Here is a 20,685-nt window from a genome sequence, read left to right on the forward strand (position 1 = left end):
CCGTGCTAGAAGCGGCCCGGGGATTTGCGGTGAATCGGGGTTCGATCAGATGAGTTCCAAAGGGTCACAACCGGCAAAGGCCGGTTTGCGCGTCGGCGTCATCGGCGCGGGTGTGATGGGCAGCAACCATGCGCGCGTGCTGAGCGGTCTGCCCGGCGTCGGCCTGGTCGGCGTGGTCGATCCTTCGCTATCGCACCGCGCGCGCACCACAGAACTGGCCGGCTGCCAGGGGTTCGAGACCATCGAGCAGCTCTTCGCCGAAGGCGTCGATGCCGTCACCATCGCGGCGCCGACCCATCTGCATCACGAGGTCGCGCTCGCCTGCATCGCCAAGAACATCCACGTGCTGGTCGAGAAGCCGATTGCGTCCACGGTCGCCGAAGGCCGCGAGATCGTCGCCGCCGCGCAAAAGGCCGGCGTCACGCTGATGGTCGGCCATGTCGAGCGCTTCAATCCGGCGGTCGCCGCCGTCAAGCAGGCGATTGCGGGCGAGGACATTCTCTCGATCGCGATCACCCGCGTCGGTCCGTTCCCGCCGCGCATGTCCAATGTCGGCGTCGTCATCGATCTCGCCGTGCACGACATCGATCTGATCCGCTGGTTCACCGAATCCGACATCGTCGAGGTGCAGCCGCAGCTGTCGAGCGCGGTCGCCGAGCGCGAGGACATCGCGCTGCTCCAGTTCCGCACCGCCAACGGCGTGCTCGCGCACATCAACACCAACTGGCTGACGCCGTTCAAGGCGCGCAGCGTCACGGTCGCGACTCGCGGCAAATACGTGATGGGCGATCTCCTGACGCGCCAGGTCACCGAATGCTTCGGCTTCAGGCCTGACGGCAGCTACTCGATGCGGCATCTGCCGGTCGGCCATGACGAGCCGCTCCGCGCCGAGCTGATCGCCTTCCTCAAGGCCGTGCGTCACGGCGAGACGCCGGCGGTCACCGGCGACGAGGGCGTCGCCAGCCTCGAGATCGCGACGCAGTGCCTCGAGACGCCGTCGCGGCCCGCAGCCACGTCGCCCGCCCGCAAGGGCCCGCGCCGCGTCGCCGGCTAAAACGCTTTCCATGTCGACCATTCAAGAAGGCGCCAAGGACCAGGTCATGAACCAGCATTTGCGTTCCGAACCCATTCCCTTCATCGACGTGGCCTCGCAGCGCCGCCGGCTCGGCGCATCGCTCGATGAAGCGGTCAAGCGGGTTCTCGACCATTGCCAGTTCGTCAATGGTCCCGAGGTCACTGAGCTCGAAAAGCAGCTCGCGGCCTATTGCGGCGCCAGGCACGTCATCGGCTGCGCCAGCGGCACCGATGCGCTGCTCATGGTGTTGATGGCGAAGAACGTGGGTCCCGGCGATGCCGTCCTGTGTCCATCGTTCACCTTCATCGCGACCGCGTCGCCGGCGGCGCGGATGGGCGCGACGCCGGTCTACGTCGACGTCGACGAAGCGACCTTCAACATGAGCCCGGACTCGCTCAAGCGCGGCATTGCGACGGCGCGCAAGGCCGGCCTGAAGCCTGTCGCGGTCATTCCCGTCGATCTGTTCGGACAGCCTGCCGACCACGACGCCATCGCCGAAATCGCCAAGGCCGAGGGCCTGTTCGTGATCGATGACGCCGCGCAAGGTTTTGGTGCAAGCTACAAGGGTCGCAAGCTCGGCACCTTCGGGCTTGCCACCACGACCAGCTTCTTTCCGGCAAAGCCGCTCGGCTGCTTCGGCGACGGCGGCGCGATCTTCACCGACGACGACGAGCTCGCGGCGACGCTGCGCAGCATCCGCGTGCACGGGCAGGGCGTCGACAAATACGACAACGTCCGCCTCGGCCTGACCGGCCGGCTCGACACCATGCAGGCCGCGATCCTGATCGAGAAGCTGAAGATCTTTGATGACGAGATCGCCGCCCGCAATAAGGTCGCCGAGCGCTACGCACGCGGCCTCTCCAACGTCGTCACCGTGCCGCGTCTGGCGCCGGGCAATACCTCAGTGTGGGCGCAGTACACGATCCGTCTCCCTGAGGGGACCGACCGGGATGGCTTCGCCGCCGCGCTGAAAGCCCAGGGCGTGCCGACCGCGATCTATTATGGCAAGTCGATGCATCAGCAAACCGCCTACAGGCAGTATCCGGTCGCCGACGGCGGGCTGCCTGCTTGCGAGCGCCTGTCGCAGGACGTCATCAGCCTGCCGATGCACGCCTATCTGACCGAAGCCGATCAGGAGCGAATCATCGCGGTCGTACGCGGCGCGCTTTCGGCCTGATCTCGCCGCTTTGCCCTCTTCCCCTCTCCCCCTGTGGCAGAGGGTGGCTCGCCGCGATAGCGGCGAGACGGTGAGGGGTCTCTCTCCGCAAGGAATGCGCGGAGAGAGACCCCTCACTCCAGTGAGCTTGTGTCTACTCGCGGCGCTGCCCTCTCCCACAAGGGGAGAGGGCGCAGCAATGCGCATCGCAAGATGCGGTCGATCTCTGTCCGATAAGTATTTAAAACAATCGCATGCTCGGACGCATCTTCACGGTCGGTGGTTATACGCTGCTCTCGCGGCTGACGGGATTTGCCCGCGACATCATGCTCGCGGCGATCCTCGGCGCCGGCCCCGTGGCCGACGCCTTTTTCGTGGCGCTGCGGCTGCCCAATCATTTCCGCGCGATCTTCGCCGAAGGCGCCTTCAACGCCGCCTGGGTGCCGGCCTATGCCCATGTCCATGGCGAGCGCGGGGAGGGGGCGGCTCGATTGTTCGCCGACCGCATCTTCACGCTGCTGCTGGGATCGCAGGTCGTGCTGCTGATCGTCGCGTGGCTGTTCATGCCGCAGGCCATGAGCATTCTGGCGCCGGGCTTCAGTGAGGACGCCGAGCAGCGCAGGCTCGCGATCGAGCTGACCCGGATCACGTTCCCCTATCTGCTGCTGATCACGCTGGTGACGCTCTATGGCGGCATGCTCAACGTGATGCAGCGCTTTGCCAGCGCCGCGGCCGCGTCGATCTTCCTTAACGTCGCGATGATGATGACGCTGGCGCTCGCTGCCTGGTTTCCGACCGCGGGCCACGCCGCCGCCTGGGGTGTCCTGATCTCGGGCTTCCTGCAATATTTCCTGCTCGCAGGCGATCTCGCCCGGCATGGCGGCCTGCCGCGCTTTGCGCCGCTCAAGCTCGACGAGGACGTCCGCGGCTTCTTCAGGGCGCTGGGACCAGCGACGCTGGGCTCGATGGGCACGCAGGTCGCGCTGTTCGCCGATACCATCATCGCGACCTTCCTGCCGGCGGGCGCGCTCTCGGCGCTCTATTACGCCGACCGGCTCAATCAATTACCGATCGGCGTCATCGGCATCGCGATCGGCACGGTGCTGCTGCCGGAGATGTCGCGGCGGATCACGGCCAACGACCACGATGGTGCGATGAAGGCACAGCGCCGCGCCTTCGACTTCACGCTGCTGTTCTCGGTGCCCTTCGTCGCCGCCTTCCTGACCGTGCCCGACGAGATCATGCGCGCGCTGTTCGCCCGCGGCGCGTTCTCCAGGGACGATGCGGTTGCCGCAGGCAGCACGCTCGCGGCCTATGCCATCGGCCTGATCCCCTTCGTCCTGATCCGCAGCGCGGTCGCGACTTTCTATGCGCGCAAGGATACCGCGACGCCGGTTCGCGCCTCGTTGTCGGGTATCGCGGTCAATGTCGCGCTGAAACTCGCCTTGATGGGATCGTTCGCCCAGATCGGCCTGGCGCTGGCAACCGCCGTCGGCGTCTGGACCAATCTGCTGCTGGTGCTGTTCTTCGCCGTGCGCCGCGGCTTTCTCGTGCCGGACCGCGCCTGGCTGCTGTCGCTCGCCAAATTCCTGCTGAGCGGGCTGATCCTCGCCGCCGCCTTCTGGCTGATCGCGCACTTTGGGGGTTCTGCGCTGGGCGCCATGCACTTCCGGGACGAAGTGATGCTGGTCCTGTTGGCCGCCGGCGGCACCATCGTCTATGCGCTCGCGATCCTCGTATTGTTCGGTCGCAACTGGCTGGTCGCGCTGGTGCGTGGTTAGAGCAGATATCAGCCGGCGCTGTGTGAAACTGCCCCGCTCCTCCACATCTCCGCGAGGAAGCGTGCCGCGAACGCGCCTGCTCGAATCGAAGAGGCTTCGATGAATCGATACGCCAGTGCTGCGATGCCGATCGCTGCGACAAGTGACGTCACCATCACGAACAGGTTGCCCCAGGCCTGCGTCGGCACGATCGAGCCACAATCGACCGCGATGAGGGCGCAGACATAAAAGATCGGCCAGTGCACGAGGTAGAGGCTGAACGAGATTCGTCCAAGAAACCGGAGCGGCGCGCTCGTCGTCCACCGCAGCATGTCGCGTGACGACACCACCGCACCCATCATCAGCGCGGCTGCGGTGGCCGAAACCAGCACAATGCCCGTCGTATAGAACTCATCGTAGGAGCCGGCTATTTCCAATCCGACCAGACCGGAGACGAACGCAACTGTGGCAAGCTGCCTTCGACCCGCGAGCAGCGCGGCAAACTCCTTGACGAGAAAACAGCCGAAATAGAACCACAGCAGCGTTCGGTAAGGGCCGCTCGCGAGCAGGATCGTGACCGCGGCAAACAATGCCCAGCGCCATCGTGGTTCAATCCTGCCGTGCGCAGCGACCGCGAAGGGCAACATCACGGATCCCAACAATTCGGGAAAGAGCGTCCAGGTCGGTCCGTTCACCCGATTGGAGCCGAGCAGCAGATTGTCCCACAGATCGTGCCAGGTCGGTTGCGGCCAGAACAGCTGCCGGAAGCCGGATGTGAGCCCGTTCGGGGCCGGATCAAGGCGCAACAGGCGCTCGCAGGCGAAGGCGAACACGACCGCTGCCGCAAACGGCGGTATCAGCCGGAACAGCCGTCTTGCCAGGTAAGGCGCGATTGTAAGGTCGCGCTCCAGCGAGGCCCCGAGCACATAGCCGCTCAGCACGAAGAAGAACATCACGGCCGCGGCCGGATTGGCGGCCAGCAGCAGCGTGTCGAGGAAAGCCGATTGCGGATTGCTTTCGAAGACGTGCGTTGCGTGGAATACGCATACGGTCAGGCAGGCGAGGCCACGCAGCGATTCCAGCCGAGGGTCAAATGGTGAGGCGGGCAGCGCGTCAGCGAGACGATGCTCTCGTGGGTTCGATTCCGCGACCCCGAATCGTTGGAGACTGCTGACGCCCGGCCTTGCAGCCGCAGAGTGAGAAACATCCCCGGTCATACGAAGTCCTCAATTCCAACGCGACTTATTAAATCGCAGGGCGTATCGCCGGAGTTAAATTAAACGTCCAACTTGAACAAATCGTCGCTCACCGGTGCGCGAGCATTTCAGGGAGCTGCCTGCGGCAGCTGATGCGGCCTCGACCAGGACGCGCAAGATCAACCCGATGGCTTGGGAAGAGCGCCGAAATGAGGCTCGCCTCCAGGGTGTGGGCTCAGTCCGCACATCTATTGATTTTGTGCGGTTGCCGTGCTATTCGAGCGCCCATGATCAAATGGTCGCGCAACGTTAACTTCTCGCACATGACCCGCTTCGGCTGGGCCGTGGAAGGAGTCGCGCGCTAGGTTCGTCGACGACATCTTTTCCACCAGGCCCCGCCGGCATCGGACGGGGCCTTTTGTTTGGCCACGCTCCCTGCCGGCACAACAGCAGGAGCATCCGATGCCACCCCAACTGACGAACATCTCACCTGAAATTGAGGGCGATGCCGCAAGGCGCGGCCTCGCCCTGTCCATCGTGCAGGCCAAGAGTGCGGTCGACCAGGCGTTGGCAGCGCGCCTCAAGGCTTCCGCGGCAGCGCTGGAGAACGTTTTCCCGGACAAGGATGCCGCCCGACCAGCGGTCGCACCGGCGCGAAGCGTCCTCGGCCTGCTCGGGCAATATTGGCGTGCGTTTCGGCAGCGGCGCCAGAACCCGCCGCTCTCATTGCAGGACCTGAGTGACAGGGAACTCAAGGACATCGGCCTGACGCGCACCGAGATCGACCACTTCTCGCCGCAGCGATCGATCGATAGACTGAGAGACAGCACGCGGTATCTGTCGAGCCGTGGTGGGATGTAAATGATGAACTGCGTGAGGCTGATATGCCCTCCGAGAGCAAGCGGCAGTCGATAAAGCCGCTTGCTCTCAGGCGCGTCTTTGCAGGCCGTGCCTGCTATTCGAGAATTGTCTCGGAGCTTCTCGTCGGGAAGCTTTCACAATCAGGATTTGTTCCTGCCTCACGAGCCGCGGCCGTGCGGCAGAGGTCGCCGCGCCCGGGATTGAGGTCCGGTCCTGACAAAGCCGTTTGCCTTGCCAATTTTTCCACGGCAATATGCCGGCAAAACAACCATAGGACGGGACAAGACAATGGCGGCTCCCATCAAGTTCGGCGTTGGCCAAAGCGTGCTGCGCAAGGAGGACGACGCGTTGATTCGCGGCAAGGGCCGCTATACCGACGATTACGCGCCGCAGGCTGCGCTTCGCTGCCTGGTGCTGCGCTCGCCGCATGCGCAGGCGAAGTTCACCATCGACGCGAACCGTGCCCGCAGCCTTCCCGGGGTGGCGCTGATTCTGACCGCGGCCGAGGTTGCGGATCTCGGCGATCTGCCCTGCCTGTTCAACCTCGAGACCGATCCGTTCACCGGCCCGCCTTACCCGATCCTCGCCAAGGACGAGGTGCGCCATGTCGGCGATTCCGTCGCCTTCATCGTCGCCGAGACCATCGATCAGGCCCGCGACGCGATCGAGGCGATCGAGGTCAAATGGTCGCCGCTGCCGTCGGTGACCGGCCTCGTCAACGCCGTTAAAAAGGGCGCGCCGCAGGTCTGGCCGGACAAGCCCGGCAATGTGCTGTTCGACGTCTCGGTCGGCGACAAGGCCGCGACTGAAGCTGCGTTTGCCAAGGCGCATACGGTCGCCGAGATCTCCATCGTCAATCCGCGCGTGGTCGCGAGCTTCATGGAGACGCGCGCGGCGGTCTGCGAGTACGACGCCAAGAACGATCATCTCACGCTGACAATCGGCAGCCAGGGCAGCCACCGCCTGCGCGACATCCTGTGTCAGAACGTGCTGAAGATCCCGACCGAGAAGATGCGCGTGATCTGTCCCGATGTCGGCGGCGGCTTCGGCACCAAGCTGTTTCCCTATCGTGAATACGCCCTGGTGGCGGTCGCGGCGCGCAAGCTCAAGAAGGCGGTGAAATGGGCGGCCGACCGCTCCGAGCATTTCATGGGCGACGCGCAGGGCCGCGACAACGTCACCACCGCGAAGATGGCGCTGACGGAGGACGGCAAGTTCCTTGCGATGGATTGCGACCTGATGGGCGACATGGGCGCCTATCTCTCGACCTTCGGCCCCTACATTCCGCATGGCGGCGCCGGCATGCTGCCCGGCCTCTACGACATCCAGGCCTTCCACTGCCGGGTGCGCACCATCTTCACCAACAGCGTGCCGGTCGATGCCTATCGCGGCGCGGGCCGCCCTGAAGCGGCCTATGTGATCGAGCGCCTGGTTGACGCCTGCGCGCGAAAACTCGACATGACGCCGGACGCGATCCGCCGCAAGAATTTCATCCAGCCGAAGGCGCTGCCCTACAAGACCGCGACCGGCAAGGTCTACGATTCCGGCGACTTCGCCGCGCATCTGAAGCGCGCGATGGAGATCGCCGACTGGAAGGAGTTTTCCAAGCGTGCCAAGGCGGCCAAGAAGAATGGCCTGATCCGCGGCATCGGGCTTGCGAGCTATGTCGAGGTTTGCGGCACCATGGGCGAGGAGACCGCCAATGTGCGGATGGACCCCAATGGCGACATCACCGTGCTGATCGGCACGCAGTCGAGCGGCCAGGGCCACCAGACCGCTTATGCGCAGATCGTCGCGGAGCAGTTCGGCGTCGCGCCGGAGCGCGTGCACGTCCACCAGGGCGACACCGCGATGATCGCCACCGGCCTCGGCACCGGCGGCTCGGCCTCGATCCCCTCCGGCGGCGTCAGTGTCGAGCGCGCCACGCGCGAGCTCGGCCAGAAGTTGCAAGAGATCGCGGCGCAGGCGCTGGAAGCCAGCGCGGGCGATCTCGAGATTTCGGAAGGCGTGGTGCGCATCGCCGGCACCGACCGTTCGATCTCGTTCGCCGATCTCGCCAAGCGCGCGGGCGCCGATCCGTCGAAGCTGAACGCGAGCGCGACCTTTGCCAGCGCCGACGGCACCTATCCGAACGGCACGCATGTCGCGGAAGTCGAGATCGATCCGGCGACCGGCATCATCAAGGTCGTCAATTATGTGATCGTCGACGATTTCGGCAAGACGCTCAATCCGCTACTGTTGGCGGGCCAGGTGCATGGCGGCGCCATGCAAGGCATCGGCCAGGCTTTGATGGAACAGGTGGTCTATGGCGCGGGCGACGGCCAGCTCATCACCGCGACTTTCATGGACTACGCGCTGCCGCGCGCGGCCGACGGTCCGTCCTTCGTGTTCGAGACCAACAACATTCCCTGCACCACCAATCCGATGGGCGTGAAGGGCGCGGGCGAGGCCGGCGCGATCGGTTCCTGTCCGGCCGTCGTCAACGCCATCGTCGACGGGCTCTGGCGCGAATACAAGATCGACCACATCGACATGCCGGCGACACCGGAACGTGTTTGGATCGCGATCAACGAGCATCATCGCCGCCACAGCTTGTAAAGCGTGGCGCCGGCGGCGGGAATAATCGCCCGCCGCCGGGTTCTAAATGAATGATCTTCCCCCAAGCCGCCGTGTGAGCCGGAGAAACAGGCCGATGAAGCGAATTCTGATTGTCGCGGGCACCCTGGTGCTGGGCGCGGGCGCCGTGATGGCGCAGCAGGAGATTGCCGTCCAGCAGGACAATCTGATGCGCTCGCAGGCCAAGAGCATGTACGGCGTGATCCTCAAGATGACGAAGGGCGAAATCCCGTACGATCAGAAGGCCGTCGACGCGGCGATCTCCAGTCTCGAGGCCGACGTCGCCAAGATCGCAAAAACCTTCGAGGTCAATCCCAAGCAGAACGTGGTGAACGCGACTTATGGTTCCTCGCCAAAGGTCTGGCAGAACAAGGCCGATTTCGACTCCAAGATCCCGCCGGTGCAAAAGGCGATCGCTGAGGTCAAGGGCAAGATCACCGATCTGGCGAGCCTGAAGGCCGCCTATACCGCGATGAACGATCGCTGCACCGACTGCCACGAGACCTATCGGCTGAAGCTGAAGTAGGCGGCGCGGGCGCATCACTACAGCTCGGTGTCATCGCCCGCCTTGTGCGCTCTTGCTGGGGCGGGCGATCCAGTACACCGAGGCGATTCGGGGAACGTTTGATGTCTCTGGAATACTGGATTCCCCGCTTTCGCGGGGAATGACAGCAGTGGGCGAGGCTTCGCAATCGCGGTCATGCTGCTCATGACCGGCGCGCAGCTCATCAGCAAATTCTGCTCGCATGGCCTGACGGATCGACGTCAGAGTAGTTATCTTTGCTCGCGCCGTCGCGGCGTTGATGCCTCACGACGTCTGGGGTTCCGACGCGCGGCGGTGGTCCCAGGCAACAGCGAGACAGGCCATGGTCAAACCGTTCCCGTCGAAAACCCATATCGGCAACCATATGCTGCATCCGGAAACGTTGATGCTGACCTATGGCTATGATCCGCAGCTGTCGGAAGGCGCCATCAAGCCGCCGGTGTTCTTGACCTCGACGTTCGTGTTCAGGACGGCCGAAGACGGGGAGGACTTCTTCGATTTCGTCGCGGGCCGGCGCGAGCCGCCGGAGGGCATGGGCGCGGGCCTGGTCTATTCGCGCTTCAATCATCCCAACAGCGAGATCGTCGAGGACAGGCTCGCGGTCTACGAGCGCACCGAGAGCTGCGCGCTGTTCTCATCCGGGATGGCGGCGATCTCGACGACGATTTTGGCATTCATCCGGCCTGGCGACGTCATCCTGCACTCGCAGCCGCTTTATGGCGGAACGGAAACGCTGCTGACCAACACGCTGGCGCGGCTCTCGATCGGCGCGGTCGGCTTTGCCGACGGCATCGATGAAGCGGCGGTCAATCAGGCCGCCGAGGAGGCGATGCGCAAGGGCCGGGTGTCGATGATCCTGATCGAAACCCCGGCCAACCCGACCAACGGTCTGGTCGACGTCGCGCTGATGCGCCGCGTCGCCGACGCCATCGGCAAGGCCCAGGGCCACACGCCGATCATCGCCTGCGACAACACGCTGCTCGGGCCGGTGTTTCAGCGGCCGATCGAGCATGGCGCCGACCTCTCGCTGTACTCGCTGACCAAATATGTCGGCGGTCATTCCGACCTGATCGCAGGCGCAGCGCTCGGCAGCAAGGCGATCATGAAGGGCATCAAGGCGCTGCGCGGCGCCATCGGCACCCAGCTCGATCCGCATTCCTGCTGGATGATCAATCGCTCGCTCGAGACCTTGAGCCTTCGCATGGAGAAGGCCAATAGCAACGCGCGCCTCGTCGCGGATTATCTGCGCAACCACGCCAAGGTGGCCAAGGTGCACTATCTCGGTCATCACGAGGAGACCTCGCCGGCCGGACGCGTGTTCGCGCGGCAATGTCTCGGGGCGGGATCGACATTCTCGTTCGACATCGTCGGCGGCCAGGCGGCGGCGGAGAAATTTCTCAACGGCTTGCAGATCTTCAAGCTCGCGGTCAGCCTTGGCGGAACGGAGTCGCTGGCGAGCCTGCCGGCGACGATGACTCATTCCGGCGTTCCCGCCGACATCCGCCGCAAGATCGGCGTGCTCGATTGCACCATCCGGCTGTCGATCGGCATTGAAAATCCGTCGGACCTGGTCGCGGATCTTGAGCATGCGCTGAGCGCTGCGTAGCGACAGGCATACTGCGCGCAAGCGTTCGGCCTGACGCGCTCAGCCGGAATCGAAAAGGCCGGACGCGTTACTCGCGCCCGGCCTTCTCGGCAACAATTGCAATAAAGCTTACTTGGTCACCTGGCCGCGGATTTCGCCGCCCGGATTGGCCGCAGTGTGAATGTTGACGTAGAGCTTGCCGGCGAGGAGATCGGAGGCCTGCGCATCGGTCAGCGTCGCCGAGCCCTCGACAGGGCTGTTGGCAGCACCCGGGATCGGCACCGCGACGCCGGCATTCTTGCCGGCCTCGGCGGGGCCATGGAAATGGGCGGCGGTGGCGGGGCCGGAGAGGCCGGAATAGGTCAGCTTCCAGGACAGCTTCTTGGTGGCGGCGTCATAGTCGAGATCGGCGGTGCCGGTGCCGCTGCTGGTGGTGGCGGGCACTTCGGACTTGCCGTCCAGCGTCGCCTTCAGTTTCTCCGCGCTGGCCGAGCCTGCAAATGCAACGGCGGCTCCGAGCGCCAGCGTGGCAAAAAGCGCTTTGTTCATGGGTCTCTCCCTGTTGACGTCTGATTGCGGTCAACTTGCAAACAGTGCGGCTCCGACTTTATTCCCGGATTCCGATCAAACCATCTAAATTATTCGTGGCTGGAGCGGTTGCGGGATGATCCGTAAATTCGCCGGAGCTCGATGGGATTCTCCATGCTGCGACGAACAATTTCTGTCATCCTGATCGCCGCTGTCGCAGCCGTTGCCGTCTACTGGTGGCTGACCGCGCCGACCGCTTTGGCCTTGCCGGCGCCGACGCGCGGGCCCGATCTCGCCAATGGGCAGGAGTTGTTCAATGCCGGCGGCTGCTCGTCCTGCCATGCGGTGCCCAACCAGCCCGATCGTCTCAGGCTCGGCGGCGGCCTGGCGCTCGGCTCGCCATTCGGAACGTTCTACGCCCCGAACATTTCGCCTGATCCCACCGACGGCATCGGCCGCTGGAGCGAGGCCGATTTCGTCAACGCGGTGATGCGCGGCCTCTCGCCCGAGGGCGCGCACTATTATCCGGCGTTTCCCTACACCTCCTATCATATCGCCAAGGTCGACGACGTTCGCGATCTCTTTGCTTATCTGAAGACGCTGCCGCCGATATCCGGCCGCGTGCGCGACCACGATTTGCCGTTTCCCTTCAACATCCGCCGCAATGTCGGCATCTGGAAATTGCTGTTCATGGACGTCAGGCCGTTCATGCCGGATGCAACGCGGTCGGCGCAATGGAATCGCGGCGCCTATCTCGTGAACGGATTTGGCCATTGCGCCGAGTGCCACAGCCCGCGCAATTTTCTCGGCGGCGTCATCACTTCGCAGCGCTTTGCCGGCGGTCCCAATCCCGAAGGCGAGGGCTGGGTGCCGAACATCACGCAGAAGGGTGTTGGTGACTGGAGCGAGAAAGATATCGCCGACTTCCTCGAGACCGGCGACATGCCCGAAGGCGACACCGCATCGGGCTCGATGCGGCCGGTGATCAAGAACCTCGCGCGGTTGACAGCGGAGGATCGCGCCGCGATGGCCGCCTATCTGAAGTCGCTGCCGCCGGTCGACGGCCCGACTCCGCCCAAACGCAAAGAGGGTGGCGGCTGACACAGGTCGTTGGGATTGAAGTGAGTACTGGGAGTCATGGCCGTGACCACGACGGCCCCCGGCTACGCAACACGGCGGCTTGCGCCGATTGCAGGAGCTAGCTGGTACCGAACGCCTTGAAGGTGATGATGGTGAGCGTGTCCTGGATGCCGGGCAGCACCTGCACCTTCTCGTTGATGAAGTGGCCGATGTCGGTGTCGTTATCGACATAGAACTTCACCAGCAAATCGTAATGGCCGGCCGTGGAGTAGATCTCGGAGGCGATCTCGGCTTCGGCAAGCGCATTGGCGACCGTATAGGACTGGCCGAGCTTGCATTTGATCTGGACGAAAAAGGGAACCATTGCACTCACTCCGAAGGCGTATTCTTCCAGCTAATAGGCCAAAACCGGCCGGATTTAGCAAGCGGACTTGCGGCCCGCGGGGATAGGCCGCCCGCGCACAAACACCGGCTTTACCCTACGAGATCACCGCTGCGGCGGCAAAGGCGTCCCTGAGCCGCTGGGCGAGTTCGGCCCTGCGATAGGGCTTGGTCAGCACGACGGCCTGCGGCGGCGCGCGGCCCTGCTCGACCAGGGTCTCCAGCGCATAGCCGGAGGTGAACAGCACCGGCAGGCCGGCCGGATCCGCCGGGCCTGGTCGGCGAGCTCCCAGCCGCTCATTCCGGCGGGCATGACGATGTCGGTGAACAGCATGTCGATGTCGGGATCGGTGCGCAGCCGTTGCAATGCCTCCTGGCCGTTGACGGCGGCGACGACACGATAGCCGAGCGCCTCCACCCGCTGGATCACCGAGGAGCGCACGAACGGATCGTCCTCTGCAATCAGGATGGTTTCGTGGCCGCGCGGTGCGGCGTCCTCGCTGTCCAGCACATCCGTCGGCGCTTCTCCGCCGCCCGGACGCGGCAGGTAGATCCGGACCGTCGTCCCAAGGCCCTGTTCGCTATAGATCGACACGTGGCCGTCGGATTGCTTTGCGAACCCATAGACCATGCTCAGCCCGAGGCCCGAGCCTTTGCCGACCTCCTTGGTGGTGAAGAATGGTTCGAAGGCGCGCTCGATGACCTCGGGCGTCATGCCTTCGCCGTCATCAGTCACGGAAATCAGCGCGTAGGCGCCGGACGCCACTTCCGGGTGCAGGGCGCGATAGTCCTCATCGATTGCGGCCAGCTCCGTGCTCAGCGTCAGATGTCCGCCTGACGGCATCGCGTCCTGCGCGTTGAGCGCAAGGTTCAGCACGGCGGATTCGAGCTGGGCGCGGTCCGCAAAGGCCTGGACGGCGCCAGGACCGAACGCCGTCTTGATCTCGATGTTTTCGCGCAAGGTGCGCTTGAGCAGCTTGAGCATGGACCCGAGCAGCTCGCGGCAATCGACCGTCCGCGGCTGGAGCAATTGGCGGCGACTGAACGCGAGCAGCCGCTGCGTCAGCTCCGCGCCGCGTTCGCCGGACTCGCAGATGTCGTCGGCAAATTGCCGCAAATCGGGCTGCGTCTTGAGCTGCTCGGCGAGATGCTCGGCGTTGCCAATGATCACAGTCAGGAGATTGTTGAAGTCGTGCGCGATGCCGCCGGAAAGCTGGCCGACCGTCTCCATCTTCTGGGCCTGCTGGAGCTGTAGTTCGGTCAGCTTGCGCGCGGTCAAATCGCGGATGATGCCGACGTAGATCAGTTCGCCGTCCTCCCAAGCCTGGCCGACCGACAGATCCATCGGAAAGCTCGATCCGTCCTTGCGCAGGCCGACGGCTTCCCGGTCGCCAAGCGCCGCGCGTGACCGGTGGAGAGGCGCCTCTCCTGGTGGGACATCAGCATGCCGATGTCGCGATTCATGACCTCGGCGGCGTGATAGCCGAACAGCCGTTCGCAGGCGGGATTGAACAGGAGAATGCGGGCTTGCGCGTCGAACAGGATGACACCGTCGACGGCGGTCTCGACGACCGCGGTGAGACGCGTCATGCTTTCGCGCATCGCGCGCTGGGCGTCCCCGACCTGCCGCAGCAGCAGCGTCGCGTCGCGGCTCTTGATCTCTTCCTCCTCGAGCGCAGCCCGAACCTTCTGCAGCTCGAACGGGGAAGGGATGGACAGGATTTTCGGCAAGAGCGGCCAAAGTGCACCGGCGGTGACGATGGAGGCCACAGCCGTGACCGCCTTGACCAGGCCCTCGATGCCGTAGATCGGGACCCAGAGCGTGTAGATCGACAGCAGATGGGTCAGGCCGCAGGCAATGATGAAGATGGCGAACGCCCAATAGACCCGGCCGAATTGGAGGTCGTGCCGCTTGGTGACGAGAATGGTGAGAGCGAACGGGATTGAGAAATAGGCGGCGGCTATGATGGCATCGGAGGTGACGTGGAGCCACATCAGCTCAGGCTGCCACAGCAGGCAGATGCCGTGCGGTGAGAACATCGAGGAGTCGAGGATGCGTTCGAAGTAGGCCCACATGATTCCACTCCGATAGACTTGCGGGCCAGGGGCGGGCCCGCGACCTTGGTCGGTTCCACCAACTAACGTCTCACTCCTGCGCGTCGCCGCCAAGGGCCAAGGCGATATCGGGCTGAATTTTGCAGCCTGTGCACGAATACGGGTCGACAGCGCCTCGCCGGATCACGGTTGGCTGATTCGCCGGTGCCGCGAATCGCAGCCGGTCCGGCTTGCTGGGGCTCCGCGCGCGCGCTAGGACAAGCCATGGCTGTGTCCCTATCAAGCAAGCGTTTTCCTGCGATGACCACGCCCGTGGCGCTCACCATCGCAGGGTCCGATTCGAGCGGCGGCGCGGGCATCCAGGCCGACCTCAAGACTTTTGCAGCGCTCGGCGTCTACGGCGCGTCCGCCATCACGGCGCTGACGGCGCAGAACACCAAAAGCGTCAGCGGCATTCACACGGTGCCCGCCGCGTTCGTCACCGCACAGATCGATGCGGTGTTCTCCGATCTCGAGGTCGGCGCGGTGAAGGTCGGCATGGTGGCGCAGGCCGAGAGTATCGATGCGATCGCCGCTGCGGTGGCGCGCTGGAAACCTCGCCATGTCGTGCTCGATCCCGTGATGGTCGCAACGTCGGGCGATCGCCTGCTGGCTGCAGACGCCGTCGAGGCCCTGCGCACGAAGCTGATGCGGCTGGCGTCTGTCATCACGCCAAATCTGCCGGAGGCGGCCGCGCTGCTGGACGAGCCGATTGCGCGAAGCGAGGCCGAGATCGTGAGCCAGGGGCGTCGTATACTCGGGCTCGGCTGCCGCGCGGTGCTGATCAAGGGCGGGCATGGCGAGGGCGTCGAGAGTACCGACTATCTCGTCGAGGCCGAAACTATGATCGCACTTGCCGCGCCGCGCGTCGCCACCAAGAACACCCATGGCACCGGCTGCTCGCTGTCAGCGGCGATCGCGGCAGGTCTCGCCAAAGGCGAGGATCTTGAGACGGCCGTGCGCAACGCCAAGAGCTGGATCAGCGCTGCGATTGAAGCTGCCGACCGCTTCAGCGTCGGTCACGGCCACGGGCCGATCCATCATTTCCACAAGTTTTACTGACGCGCTTCGTGCGGCCCGCCCGCCCGGCGTTAACCGGCAGGCCATGGAATTCCGGACTTTTGCGGACAACCCATGTCGCCTGATTGTCGCATGCGACTGATATTCGCGGGGAGGGCGAGGCGAGGTTTGATTCGTACCTGAGGGTGCCTCAAAGGTTCGATCGGTCATCCACCTGTCACGGGACATTGTTACAGGCTGTCGCATGGGAAGCTATGATGTGAGTGACGAGAGCCCTGAAAGGCGCTTTCGCACCTTGTTCATTTCCGATGTCCATCTCGGAGCCCGCGGCTCGCAAGCCGACCTTCTGCTGGACTTCCTGCGCTACCACGATGCCGACACCATCTATCTCGTCGGCGACATCGTCGACGGCTGGGCGCTGAAATCGAGTTGGCACTGGCCGCAATCGCATAACGACCTGGTGCAGAAGCTGCTGCGCAAGGCGCGTAAGGGCGCCAAGGTCATCTATGTGCCCGGCAATCACGACGAGTTCCTGCGCAACTATTACGGCACGCATTTCGGCGGCATCGACGTCGTCGAGAACACCGTTCACACCGGCGCGGACGGCAAGCGCTATCTCGTCATCCACGGCGACATCTTCGACCTCGTGGTGCAGAATGCGCGATGGCTCGCCCATCTCGGCGACAAGGCCTATGACTTCGCGATCCAGATGAATCGCTTCGTCAACTTCTTCCGCCGCATGTTCAAGGTGCCCTACTGGTCGCTGTCGCAATGGGCCAAGCAGAAGGTCAAGAACGCGGTCAACTATATCGGCGCGTTCGAGCAGGCGCTCTCCGCCGAAGCACGGCGCCATGACGCCGACGGCGTGATCTGCGGCCACATCCACTACGCCGTGATCCGCGACGAGAACGGCATCCGCTACATGAATTGCGGCGATTGGGTCGAGAGCTGCACTGCGCTGGTCGAACACGATGACGGCCGTTTCGAGATCATCACCTGGGCGGACCACGCGCAAAAGCCTGCAGCCGTACCGCAGGTGGCGGCAAGGGCGGCTTGATGCGCATCCTGGTCGCGACCGACGCCTGGCACCCGCAAGTCAACGGTGTGGTTCGGACGCTGACCAAGCTCGCTGACGCCACCAAGACGCTCGGTACCGAGATTACATTCCTGACGCCGCAATCGTTCCGCACCTTTGCGATGCCGAGCTATCGCGACGTGCGGCTCGCGATGCCGCGCCCCGCGCGCATCGCCAGACTGATTGAGGAAGCGCGGCCCGACAGCATCCACATCGCGACGGAAGGGCCGATCGGCCTGATGGTCCGCCGCTATTGCCGGCAGCGCAAGCTGCCGTTCACGACCAGCTTTCACACCCGCTTTCCCGAATATGTCCGCGCCCGGGTGCCGGTTCCGGAATCCCTGATCTGGCGGGCGTTGCGGCGTTTCCACGGCGCCAGCCGCGCCGTGATGGCGGCGACGCCTGCGCTGGCTCGCGAGCTTAGCGAGCGCGGTTTCGACAACGTCGTGCTGTGGCCGCGCGGCGTCGACACCCATCTGTTCTACCCCGCGCCATCGACCTGTGCCTACCGGCACCGGTGTTCCTCTCGGTCGGCCGTGTCGCGGTGGAGAAGAATCTCGAGGCGTTCCTCGATCTCGATCTGCCCGGCACCAAGGTGATCGTCGGCGATGGCCCGGCGCGCAACGCGCTGGAACAGGCCTATCCCGAGGCGATTTTCTTGGGCGAAAAACACGGCGAGGAGCTGGCCGACATCTATGCGGCGGCCGATGTCTTCGTGTTTCCGAGCAGGACCGACACGTTCGGCCTGGTCCTGCTCGAGGCGCTCGCGAGCGGCCTGCCGGTTGCGGCCTTCCCCGTGAAGGGGCCGCGCGACATAATCGGCGATGCGCCGGTCGGCGCGCTGGACAATGACCTGCGCAACGCCTGTTTCGCGGCGCTCGACATCTCCAGGCCAGCCTGCGTCCAATTCGCCGCCAATTACACCTGGGAAGCCTCGGCAAGGGCGTTTGTGGACAGCATTTTGGCGGTCGGTGCCGTGCTGCCCGGCCGGAACGGAGCGGACCCGGACCGGTTTGCCGCCTGATCGCGAAGATCCTCTCGCGGAGGTGTCTTGCCCGCGCCGCGTCTGCCGCGATAACATCACCCCCATGTCCGAACAGCCCCTTCCGATCGGCCCTGCCGATATCGATGCCGCAGCGCGCGTGCTCGCCCCTTTCGCCGTCCGCACCCCGCTGTTGTCGTTTCCCGTGCTCAACGAGCGCGTTGGCGCGAAGGTCTTCCTGAAGCCGGAGATGCTCCAGCGCACCGGCTCCTTCAAATTCCGCGGCGCCTTCAACAAGGTGTTCTCGATCCCGCAGGACAAGCGCGCCGGCGGCGTCGTCGCGTTCTCCTCCGGCAACCACGCCCAGGGCGTGGCGGCGGCGGCCAAGATCCTGGACATGCAGGCGACCATCGTGATGCCGACAGACGCGCCGCTGTCGAAGCGCGAGCGTACCAAATCCTATGGCGCCGAGGTCGTGCTGTACGATCGCGACCGCGACGATCGCGAGGCGATCTCGCGCGGCATCGCCGAGAAGCGCGGCGCGACGCTGGTCAGGCCCTATGACGATCCCTTCGTGATCGCGGGACAGGGCACCGCCGGCCGCGAGATCGCGGAGGACATGGCCACGCTCGGCCTCTCACCCGACATCGTGGTGGCGCCGGCCTCCGGCGGCGGCCTGATCGCGGGCGTCGCGACGGCCGTGAAGGCGCGCTATCCGCAAGCCCAGATCGTGGTGGCCGAGCCCGAGGCGTTTGACGATCACGGCCTGTCGCTGACCGCAGGTCATCGCGAGCCGCACGCGCCGGCTGGCCGCACCATCTGCGACGCGCTGATGGCGCTGATCCCCGGCGAGATGACCTTTGCGATCAACAGCAAGCTTCTGGCGCGCGGCGTGACCGCGTCGGACAAGGAAGTCGGCGCGGCCGTCGCCTTCGCCTATCGCGAGCTGAAGCTCGTGGTCGAACCCGGCGGCGCGGTGGGCCTCGCCGCACTGCTTGCGGGGCGTCTCGACGTTGCCGGCAAGAACGTGGTCATCGTGCTCTCCGGCGGCAACGTCGATGCGGATCTGTTCGCCGAGCTGGTGGCCTGAGTTTTGGGCTTCTGACAAATCACGCGTAAGGGCGTGGGGCGTTTGCCTCACACTCCGTCATTGCGAGTTGGGACCGGCTTGAGGAGCCGACGCGCGCTGAATGAAACGTTGTTTGGCGACGCAAATGGAATCAATGGGTTAGCTCGACGTTTCTTCCTAGCGCAGCGAAGCAATCCAGAATCTTTCCCGCGGCGGCAGTCTGGATTGCTTCGCTGCGCTCGCGATGACGATGGCGAGAGTGCGCAGCGTTACGAGAAGAACGCGATCTTCTCGGCCTGGGTCATGCGGCGGATCGGCGCCAGCGCGTCGTTGGCCGCGGGGCGGGGCTTTGCACGATGCCGCTGGCGAGGACCGTGGCGCCGAGCGAGAGCTCGGGCAGGGGGACGACGGCACCGGAAGTGACGCGGTCGGTGCTGCGCCGAAATTCGCCACGGCCGCCATGGCGGGGCTGGCTGCTCCATCACTTCGGCGGCGGCTTCGGCGATGGCATCGGTCAGACGCGCGAGCGATTCCATGGCGATCGGCGCTTCGATGATCGGCTCCTCAACAACCCGCTCCTCGACAAGGGTCTCCTCAACTTGCGGTGCGATTGGCGCCGCCATGGCGACCGGCTCCGCGATCTCCGCAGCCATCGGCTCCGGCATCGGCTCGGGCATCGGCTCGGGAATGGCCGCTTCCATCTCCATGGGCTCGACGATCTCGTCGAACTCCGGATCGGGCGCGGCCATTTCCATCGCGATCCGCGCCAGCACGGCGTCGTCTTCGGCCTCCGCGGCGGCATCGAGCGAGAACTCGTCCGCGATCTCGGCGACGGAGGCGGGATCGGCCAGGCTGTCCTCGACCGCAGCAGAACGCTCTTCGACAGCGGTGTGGCTTTCGGCGATCTCGGGCGCGATCGCGAGGTCCATCGTCGCGTCCTCGGCGCTGCCGCTCGCGTGAGCGGCCGCCGCGATCTCCTGCGGCGCCTCCGTAAAAGCGACGGGTGCTTCGCTCACGGTCGCGGCGGGCGCTTCGGCAACCGGCGGTTCTGCAGGGCGCGGCTGCACCGAGCCTTGCGGCGCTTCGACGCCGCCAAGATCGGTCTGCTCGACCCGGTCCTTGAGCAGATCGAAGGCGGCCTTGAGGTCGGCGCGCGGGTCGATGGTCGACACTTGGGCGCAGGCTGCTTCGATCGAGGCGAGCTGCGAATCAATCAGGTCGCAGATTCGCCCATCCGCGCCGATCTCGCGCCACCGCCAGGAGATCTCCTTGATGATGCGCACGCCGCGCGGGATCGGTGCGAGGCTCGCCTCGAGCACAGCCGGATCGAACGCCTTGCCGGCGGCGCTTTCTGCGTCCTCGACGGCGCGGCGGATCGCGACCAGCGCTTCGGGCAGGCGGTCCTCGACGATTGGTTGCCGCTGTGCCGCAAGGGTTTCTTCGATTTTGGCGACCGCGTCGAGCACCATGCTCGTGTCTGCATTGCGGTTGCGCTTGGCGTATTCGCCGAGGAACCAGCGGCCGCGCGCGGTCTCCATGAAGGCTTCGCGGATCGCGTCGTAATCCTGCTCGTTCGGGTCGGCCGCGCGGGCCGACATGGGCGAGAGGGCGAATGCTTCGTTGGCCATGACAATCTCGTCGCGCAAATCACCGCGCGTTACTG

At 64.8% G+C, this 20,685-nt stretch carries 16 protein-coding genes and 2 pseudogenes; 12 read left to right on the forward strand and 6 right to left on the reverse strand.

Translation table 11 applies throughout. From position 1 onward, the window contains the following. Positions 1 to 49 precede the first annotated feature (49 nt). The 3 genes from ACTGJ9_RS19060 (at position 50) to murJ (ending at position 4,012) form a co-directional block, all read left to right on the forward strand. Positions 50 to 1,054 (forward strand): Gfo/Idh/MocA family oxidoreductase, encoded by a 1,005-nt coding sequence (locus ACTGJ9_RS19060; protein WP_456678310.1) that lies wholly within the window; start codon positions 50 to 52, stop codon positions 1,052 to 1,054. A gap of 10 nt (positions 1,055 to 1,064) precedes the next feature. After that, positions 1,065 to 2,252, forward strand: coding sequence for a DegT/DnrJ/EryC1/StrS family aminotransferase (locus ACTGJ9_RS19065; protein ID WP_456678311.1), 1,188 nt, complete (start codon positions 1,065 to 1,067; stop codon positions 2,250 to 2,252). A 233-nt stretch (positions 2,253 to 2,485) separates the two neighbouring features. After that, positions 2,486 to 4,012, forward strand: coding sequence for a murein biosynthesis integral membrane protein MurJ (gene murJ / locus ACTGJ9_RS19070; RefSeq protein ID WP_456678312.1), 1,527 nt, complete (start codon positions 2,486 to 2,488; stop codon positions 4,010 to 4,012). A gap of 8 nt (positions 4,013 to 4,020) precedes the next feature. Here murJ and ACTGJ9_RS19075 read toward each other — a convergent pair whose 3' ends face one another. Beyond that, positions 4,021 to 5,208 carry an acyltransferase family protein gene (locus tag ACTGJ9_RS19075; RefSeq protein ID WP_456678313.1) on the reverse strand — a complete coding sequence of 396 codons (1,188 nt, stop codon included), beginning with the start codon at positions 5,206 to 5,208 and terminating at the stop codon, positions 4,021 to 4,023. Positions 5,209 to 5,649: 441 nt separating this feature from the next. On the opposite strand from ACTGJ9_RS19075, the gene ACTGJ9_RS19080 reads away from it, so the two are divergent. The 4 genes from ACTGJ9_RS19080 to ACTGJ9_RS19095 all read left to right on the forward strand — a co-directional run bounded on the left by ACTGJ9_RS19080 (position 5,650) and on the right by ACTGJ9_RS19095 (position 10,814). Further along, entirely contained in the window at positions 5,650 to 6,048 is a 399-nt protein-coding gene (locus ACTGJ9_RS19080; RefSeq protein ID WP_456678314.1) for a DUF1127 domain-containing protein, read from the forward strand. Between the two features lie 288 nt (positions 6,049 to 6,336). Further along, a complete protein-coding gene (locus ACTGJ9_RS19085; RefSeq protein ID WP_456678315.1) occupies positions 6,337 to 8,646 on the forward strand; it encodes a xanthine dehydrogenase family protein molybdopterin-binding subunit in 2,310 nt (769 codons plus the stop codon). 94 nt (positions 8,647 to 8,740) lie between these two features. Continuing rightward, positions 8,741 to 9,190 (forward strand): c-type cytochrome, encoded by a 450-nt coding sequence (locus ACTGJ9_RS19090; RefSeq protein WP_456678316.1) that lies wholly within the window; start codon positions 8,741 to 8,743, stop codon positions 9,188 to 9,190. Between the two features lie 340 nt (positions 9,191 to 9,530). Next, positions 9,531 to 10,814 carry a cystathionine gamma-synthase family protein gene (locus ACTGJ9_RS19095; protein WP_456678317.1) on the forward strand — a complete coding sequence of 428 codons (1,284 nt, stop codon included), beginning with the start codon at positions 9,531 to 9,533 and terminating at the stop codon, positions 10,812 to 10,814. 108 nt (positions 10,815 to 10,922) lie between these two features. On the opposite strand, the gene ACTGJ9_RS19100 is transcribed toward ACTGJ9_RS19095, so the two are convergent. Beyond that, positions 10,923 to 11,342, reverse strand: a complete 420-nt coding sequence (locus ACTGJ9_RS19100; RefSeq protein ID WP_456678318.1) for a CHRD domain-containing protein — start codon at positions 11,340 to 11,342, stop codon at positions 10,923 to 10,925. 153 nt (positions 11,343 to 11,495) lie between these two features. Here ACTGJ9_RS19100 and ACTGJ9_RS19105 point away from each other — a divergent pair, with 153 nt between their 5' ends. Continuing rightward, positions 11,496 to 12,422, forward strand: coding sequence for a c-type cytochrome (locus tag ACTGJ9_RS19105; protein ID WP_456678319.1), 927 nt, complete (start codon positions 11,496 to 11,498; stop codon positions 12,420 to 12,422). Between the two features lie 97 nt (positions 12,423 to 12,519). On the opposite strand, the gene ACTGJ9_RS19110 is transcribed toward ACTGJ9_RS19105, so the two are convergent. The 3 genes from ACTGJ9_RS19110 to ACTGJ9_RS19120 form a co-directional block, all read right to left on the reverse strand. After that, on the reverse strand, positions 12,520 to 12,765 hold the full coding sequence (locus ACTGJ9_RS19110; protein WP_129271476.1) for an Lrp/AsnC ligand binding domain-containing protein: 246 nt from the start codon (positions 12,763 to 12,765) through the stop codon (positions 12,520 to 12,522). 189 nt (positions 12,766 to 12,954) lie between these two features. Further along, positions 12,955 to 14,127, reverse strand: coding sequence for an ATP-binding protein (locus ACTGJ9_RS19115; RefSeq protein WP_456678320.1), 1,173 nt, complete (start codon positions 14,125 to 14,127; stop codon positions 12,955 to 12,957). After that, the gene (locus ACTGJ9_RS19120) at positions 14,085 to 14,858 is read right to left on the reverse strand and encodes a PAS domain S-box protein (RefSeq protein WP_456678321.1); all 774 of its coding nucleotides are present in this window, start codon (positions 14,856 to 14,858) and stop codon (positions 14,085 to 14,087) included. The genes ACTGJ9_RS19115 and ACTGJ9_RS19120 overlap by 43 nt, the downstream gene beginning before the upstream one ends. 279 nt (positions 14,859 to 15,137) lie before the next feature. Here ACTGJ9_RS19120 and thiD point away from each other — a divergent pair, with 279 nt between their 5' ends. From thiD to ACTGJ9_RS19140, 4 genes and pseudogenes are all read left to right on the forward strand, one after another. Next, the gene (gene thiD, locus ACTGJ9_RS19125; RefSeq protein ID WP_456678322.1) at positions 15,138 to 15,938 is read left to right on the forward strand and encodes a bifunctional hydroxymethylpyrimidine kinase/phosphomethylpyrimidine kinase; all 801 of its coding nucleotides are present in this window, start codon (positions 15,138 to 15,140) and stop codon (positions 15,936 to 15,938) included. A 202-nt stretch (positions 15,939 to 16,140) separates the two neighbouring features. Next, on the forward strand, positions 16,141 to 16,953 hold the full coding sequence (locus ACTGJ9_RS19130) for a UDP-2,3-diacylglucosamine diphosphatase (RefSeq protein ID WP_456678323.1): 813 nt from the start codon (positions 16,141 to 16,143) through the stop codon (positions 16,951 to 16,953). Next, a pseudogene (locus ACTGJ9_RS19135) lies at positions 16,953 to 17,995 on the forward strand (glycosyltransferase family 4 protein). The gene ACTGJ9_RS19130 and the pseudogene ACTGJ9_RS19135 overlap by 1 nt, the downstream one beginning before the upstream one ends. A gap of 64 nt (positions 17,996 to 18,059) precedes the next feature. After that, positions 18,060 to 19,043, forward strand: a complete 984-nt coding sequence (locus tag ACTGJ9_RS19140) for a threonine/serine dehydratase (protein WP_456678324.1) — start codon at positions 18,060 to 18,062, stop codon at positions 19,041 to 19,043. Positions 19,044 to 19,291: 248 nt separating this feature from the next. On the opposite strand, the pseudogene ACTGJ9_RS19145 reads toward ACTGJ9_RS19140, so the two are convergent. Beyond that, positions 19,292 to 20,650, reverse strand: a pseudogene (locus ACTGJ9_RS19145) (hypothetical protein). Between the last annotated feature and the right edge of the window lie 35 nt (positions 20,651 to 20,685).

The sequence above is a fragment of the Bradyrhizobium sp. RDM12 genome, from assembly GCF_051917485.1.
Taxonomy (GTDB): Bacteria; Pseudomonadota; Alphaproteobacteria; order Rhizobiales; family Xanthobacteraceae; genus Bradyrhizobium.

What these genes read in the sequence shown, in the direction of transcription:
- ACTGJ9_RS19060 (WP_456678310.1), top strand. Translation starts at nt 50, where the DNA reads ATGAGTTCCAAAGGGTCACAACCGGCAAAGGCCGGTTTGCGCGTCGGC.
- ACTGJ9_RS19065 (WP_456678311.1), top strand. Translation starts at nt 1,065, where the DNA reads ATGTCGACCATTCAAGAAGGCGCCAAGGACCAGGTCATGAACCAGCAT.
- murJ (WP_456678312.1), top strand. Translation starts at nt 2,486, where the DNA reads ATGCTCGGACGCATCTTCACGGTCGGTGGTTATACGCTGCTCTCGCGG.
- ACTGJ9_RS19075 (WP_456678313.1), bottom strand. Translation starts at nt 5,208, where the DNA reads ATGACCGGGGATGTTTCTCACTCTGCGGCTGCAAGGCCGGGCGTCAGC.
- ACTGJ9_RS19080 (WP_456678314.1), top strand. Translation starts at nt 5,650, where the DNA reads ATGCCACCCCAACTGACGAACATCTCACCTGAAATTGAGGGCGATGCC.
- ACTGJ9_RS19085 (WP_456678315.1), top strand. Translation starts at nt 6,337, where the DNA reads ATGGCGGCTCCCATCAAGTTCGGCGTTGGCCAAAGCGTGCTGCGCAAG.
- ACTGJ9_RS19090 (WP_456678316.1), top strand. Translation starts at nt 8,741, where the DNA reads ATGAAGCGAATTCTGATTGTCGCGGGCACCCTGGTGCTGGGCGCGGGC.
- ACTGJ9_RS19095 (WP_456678317.1), top strand. Translation starts at nt 9,531, where the DNA reads ATGGTCAAACCGTTCCCGTCGAAAACCCATATCGGCAACCATATGCTG.
- ACTGJ9_RS19100 (WP_456678318.1), bottom strand. Translation starts at nt 11,342, where the DNA reads ATGAACAAAGCGCTTTTTGCCACGCTGGCGCTCGGAGCCGCCGTTGCA.
- ACTGJ9_RS19105 (WP_456678319.1), top strand. Translation starts at nt 11,496, where the DNA reads ATGCTGCGACGAACAATTTCTGTCATCCTGATCGCCGCTGTCGCAGCC.
- ACTGJ9_RS19110 (WP_129271476.1), bottom strand. Translation starts at nt 12,765, where the DNA reads ATGGTTCCCTTTTTCGTCCAGATCAAATGCAAGCTCGGCCAGTCCTAT.
- ACTGJ9_RS19115 (WP_456678320.1), bottom strand. Translation starts at nt 14,127, where the DNA reads ATGGATCTGTCGGTCGGCCAGGCTTGGGAGGACGGCGAACTGATCTAC.
- ACTGJ9_RS19120 (WP_456678321.1), bottom strand. Translation starts at nt 14,858, where the DNA reads ATGTGGGCCTACTTCGAACGCATCCTCGACTCCTCGATGTTCTCACCG.
- thiD (WP_456678322.1), top strand. Translation starts at nt 15,138, where the DNA reads ATGACCACGCCCGTGGCGCTCACCATCGCAGGGTCCGATTCGAGCGGC.
- ACTGJ9_RS19130 (WP_456678323.1), top strand. Translation starts at nt 16,141, where the DNA reads ATGGGAAGCTATGATGTGAGTGACGAGAGCCCTGAAAGGCGCTTTCGC.
- ACTGJ9_RS19140 (WP_456678324.1), top strand. Translation starts at nt 18,060, where the DNA reads ATGTCCGAACAGCCCCTTCCGATCGGCCCTGCCGATATCGATGCCGCA.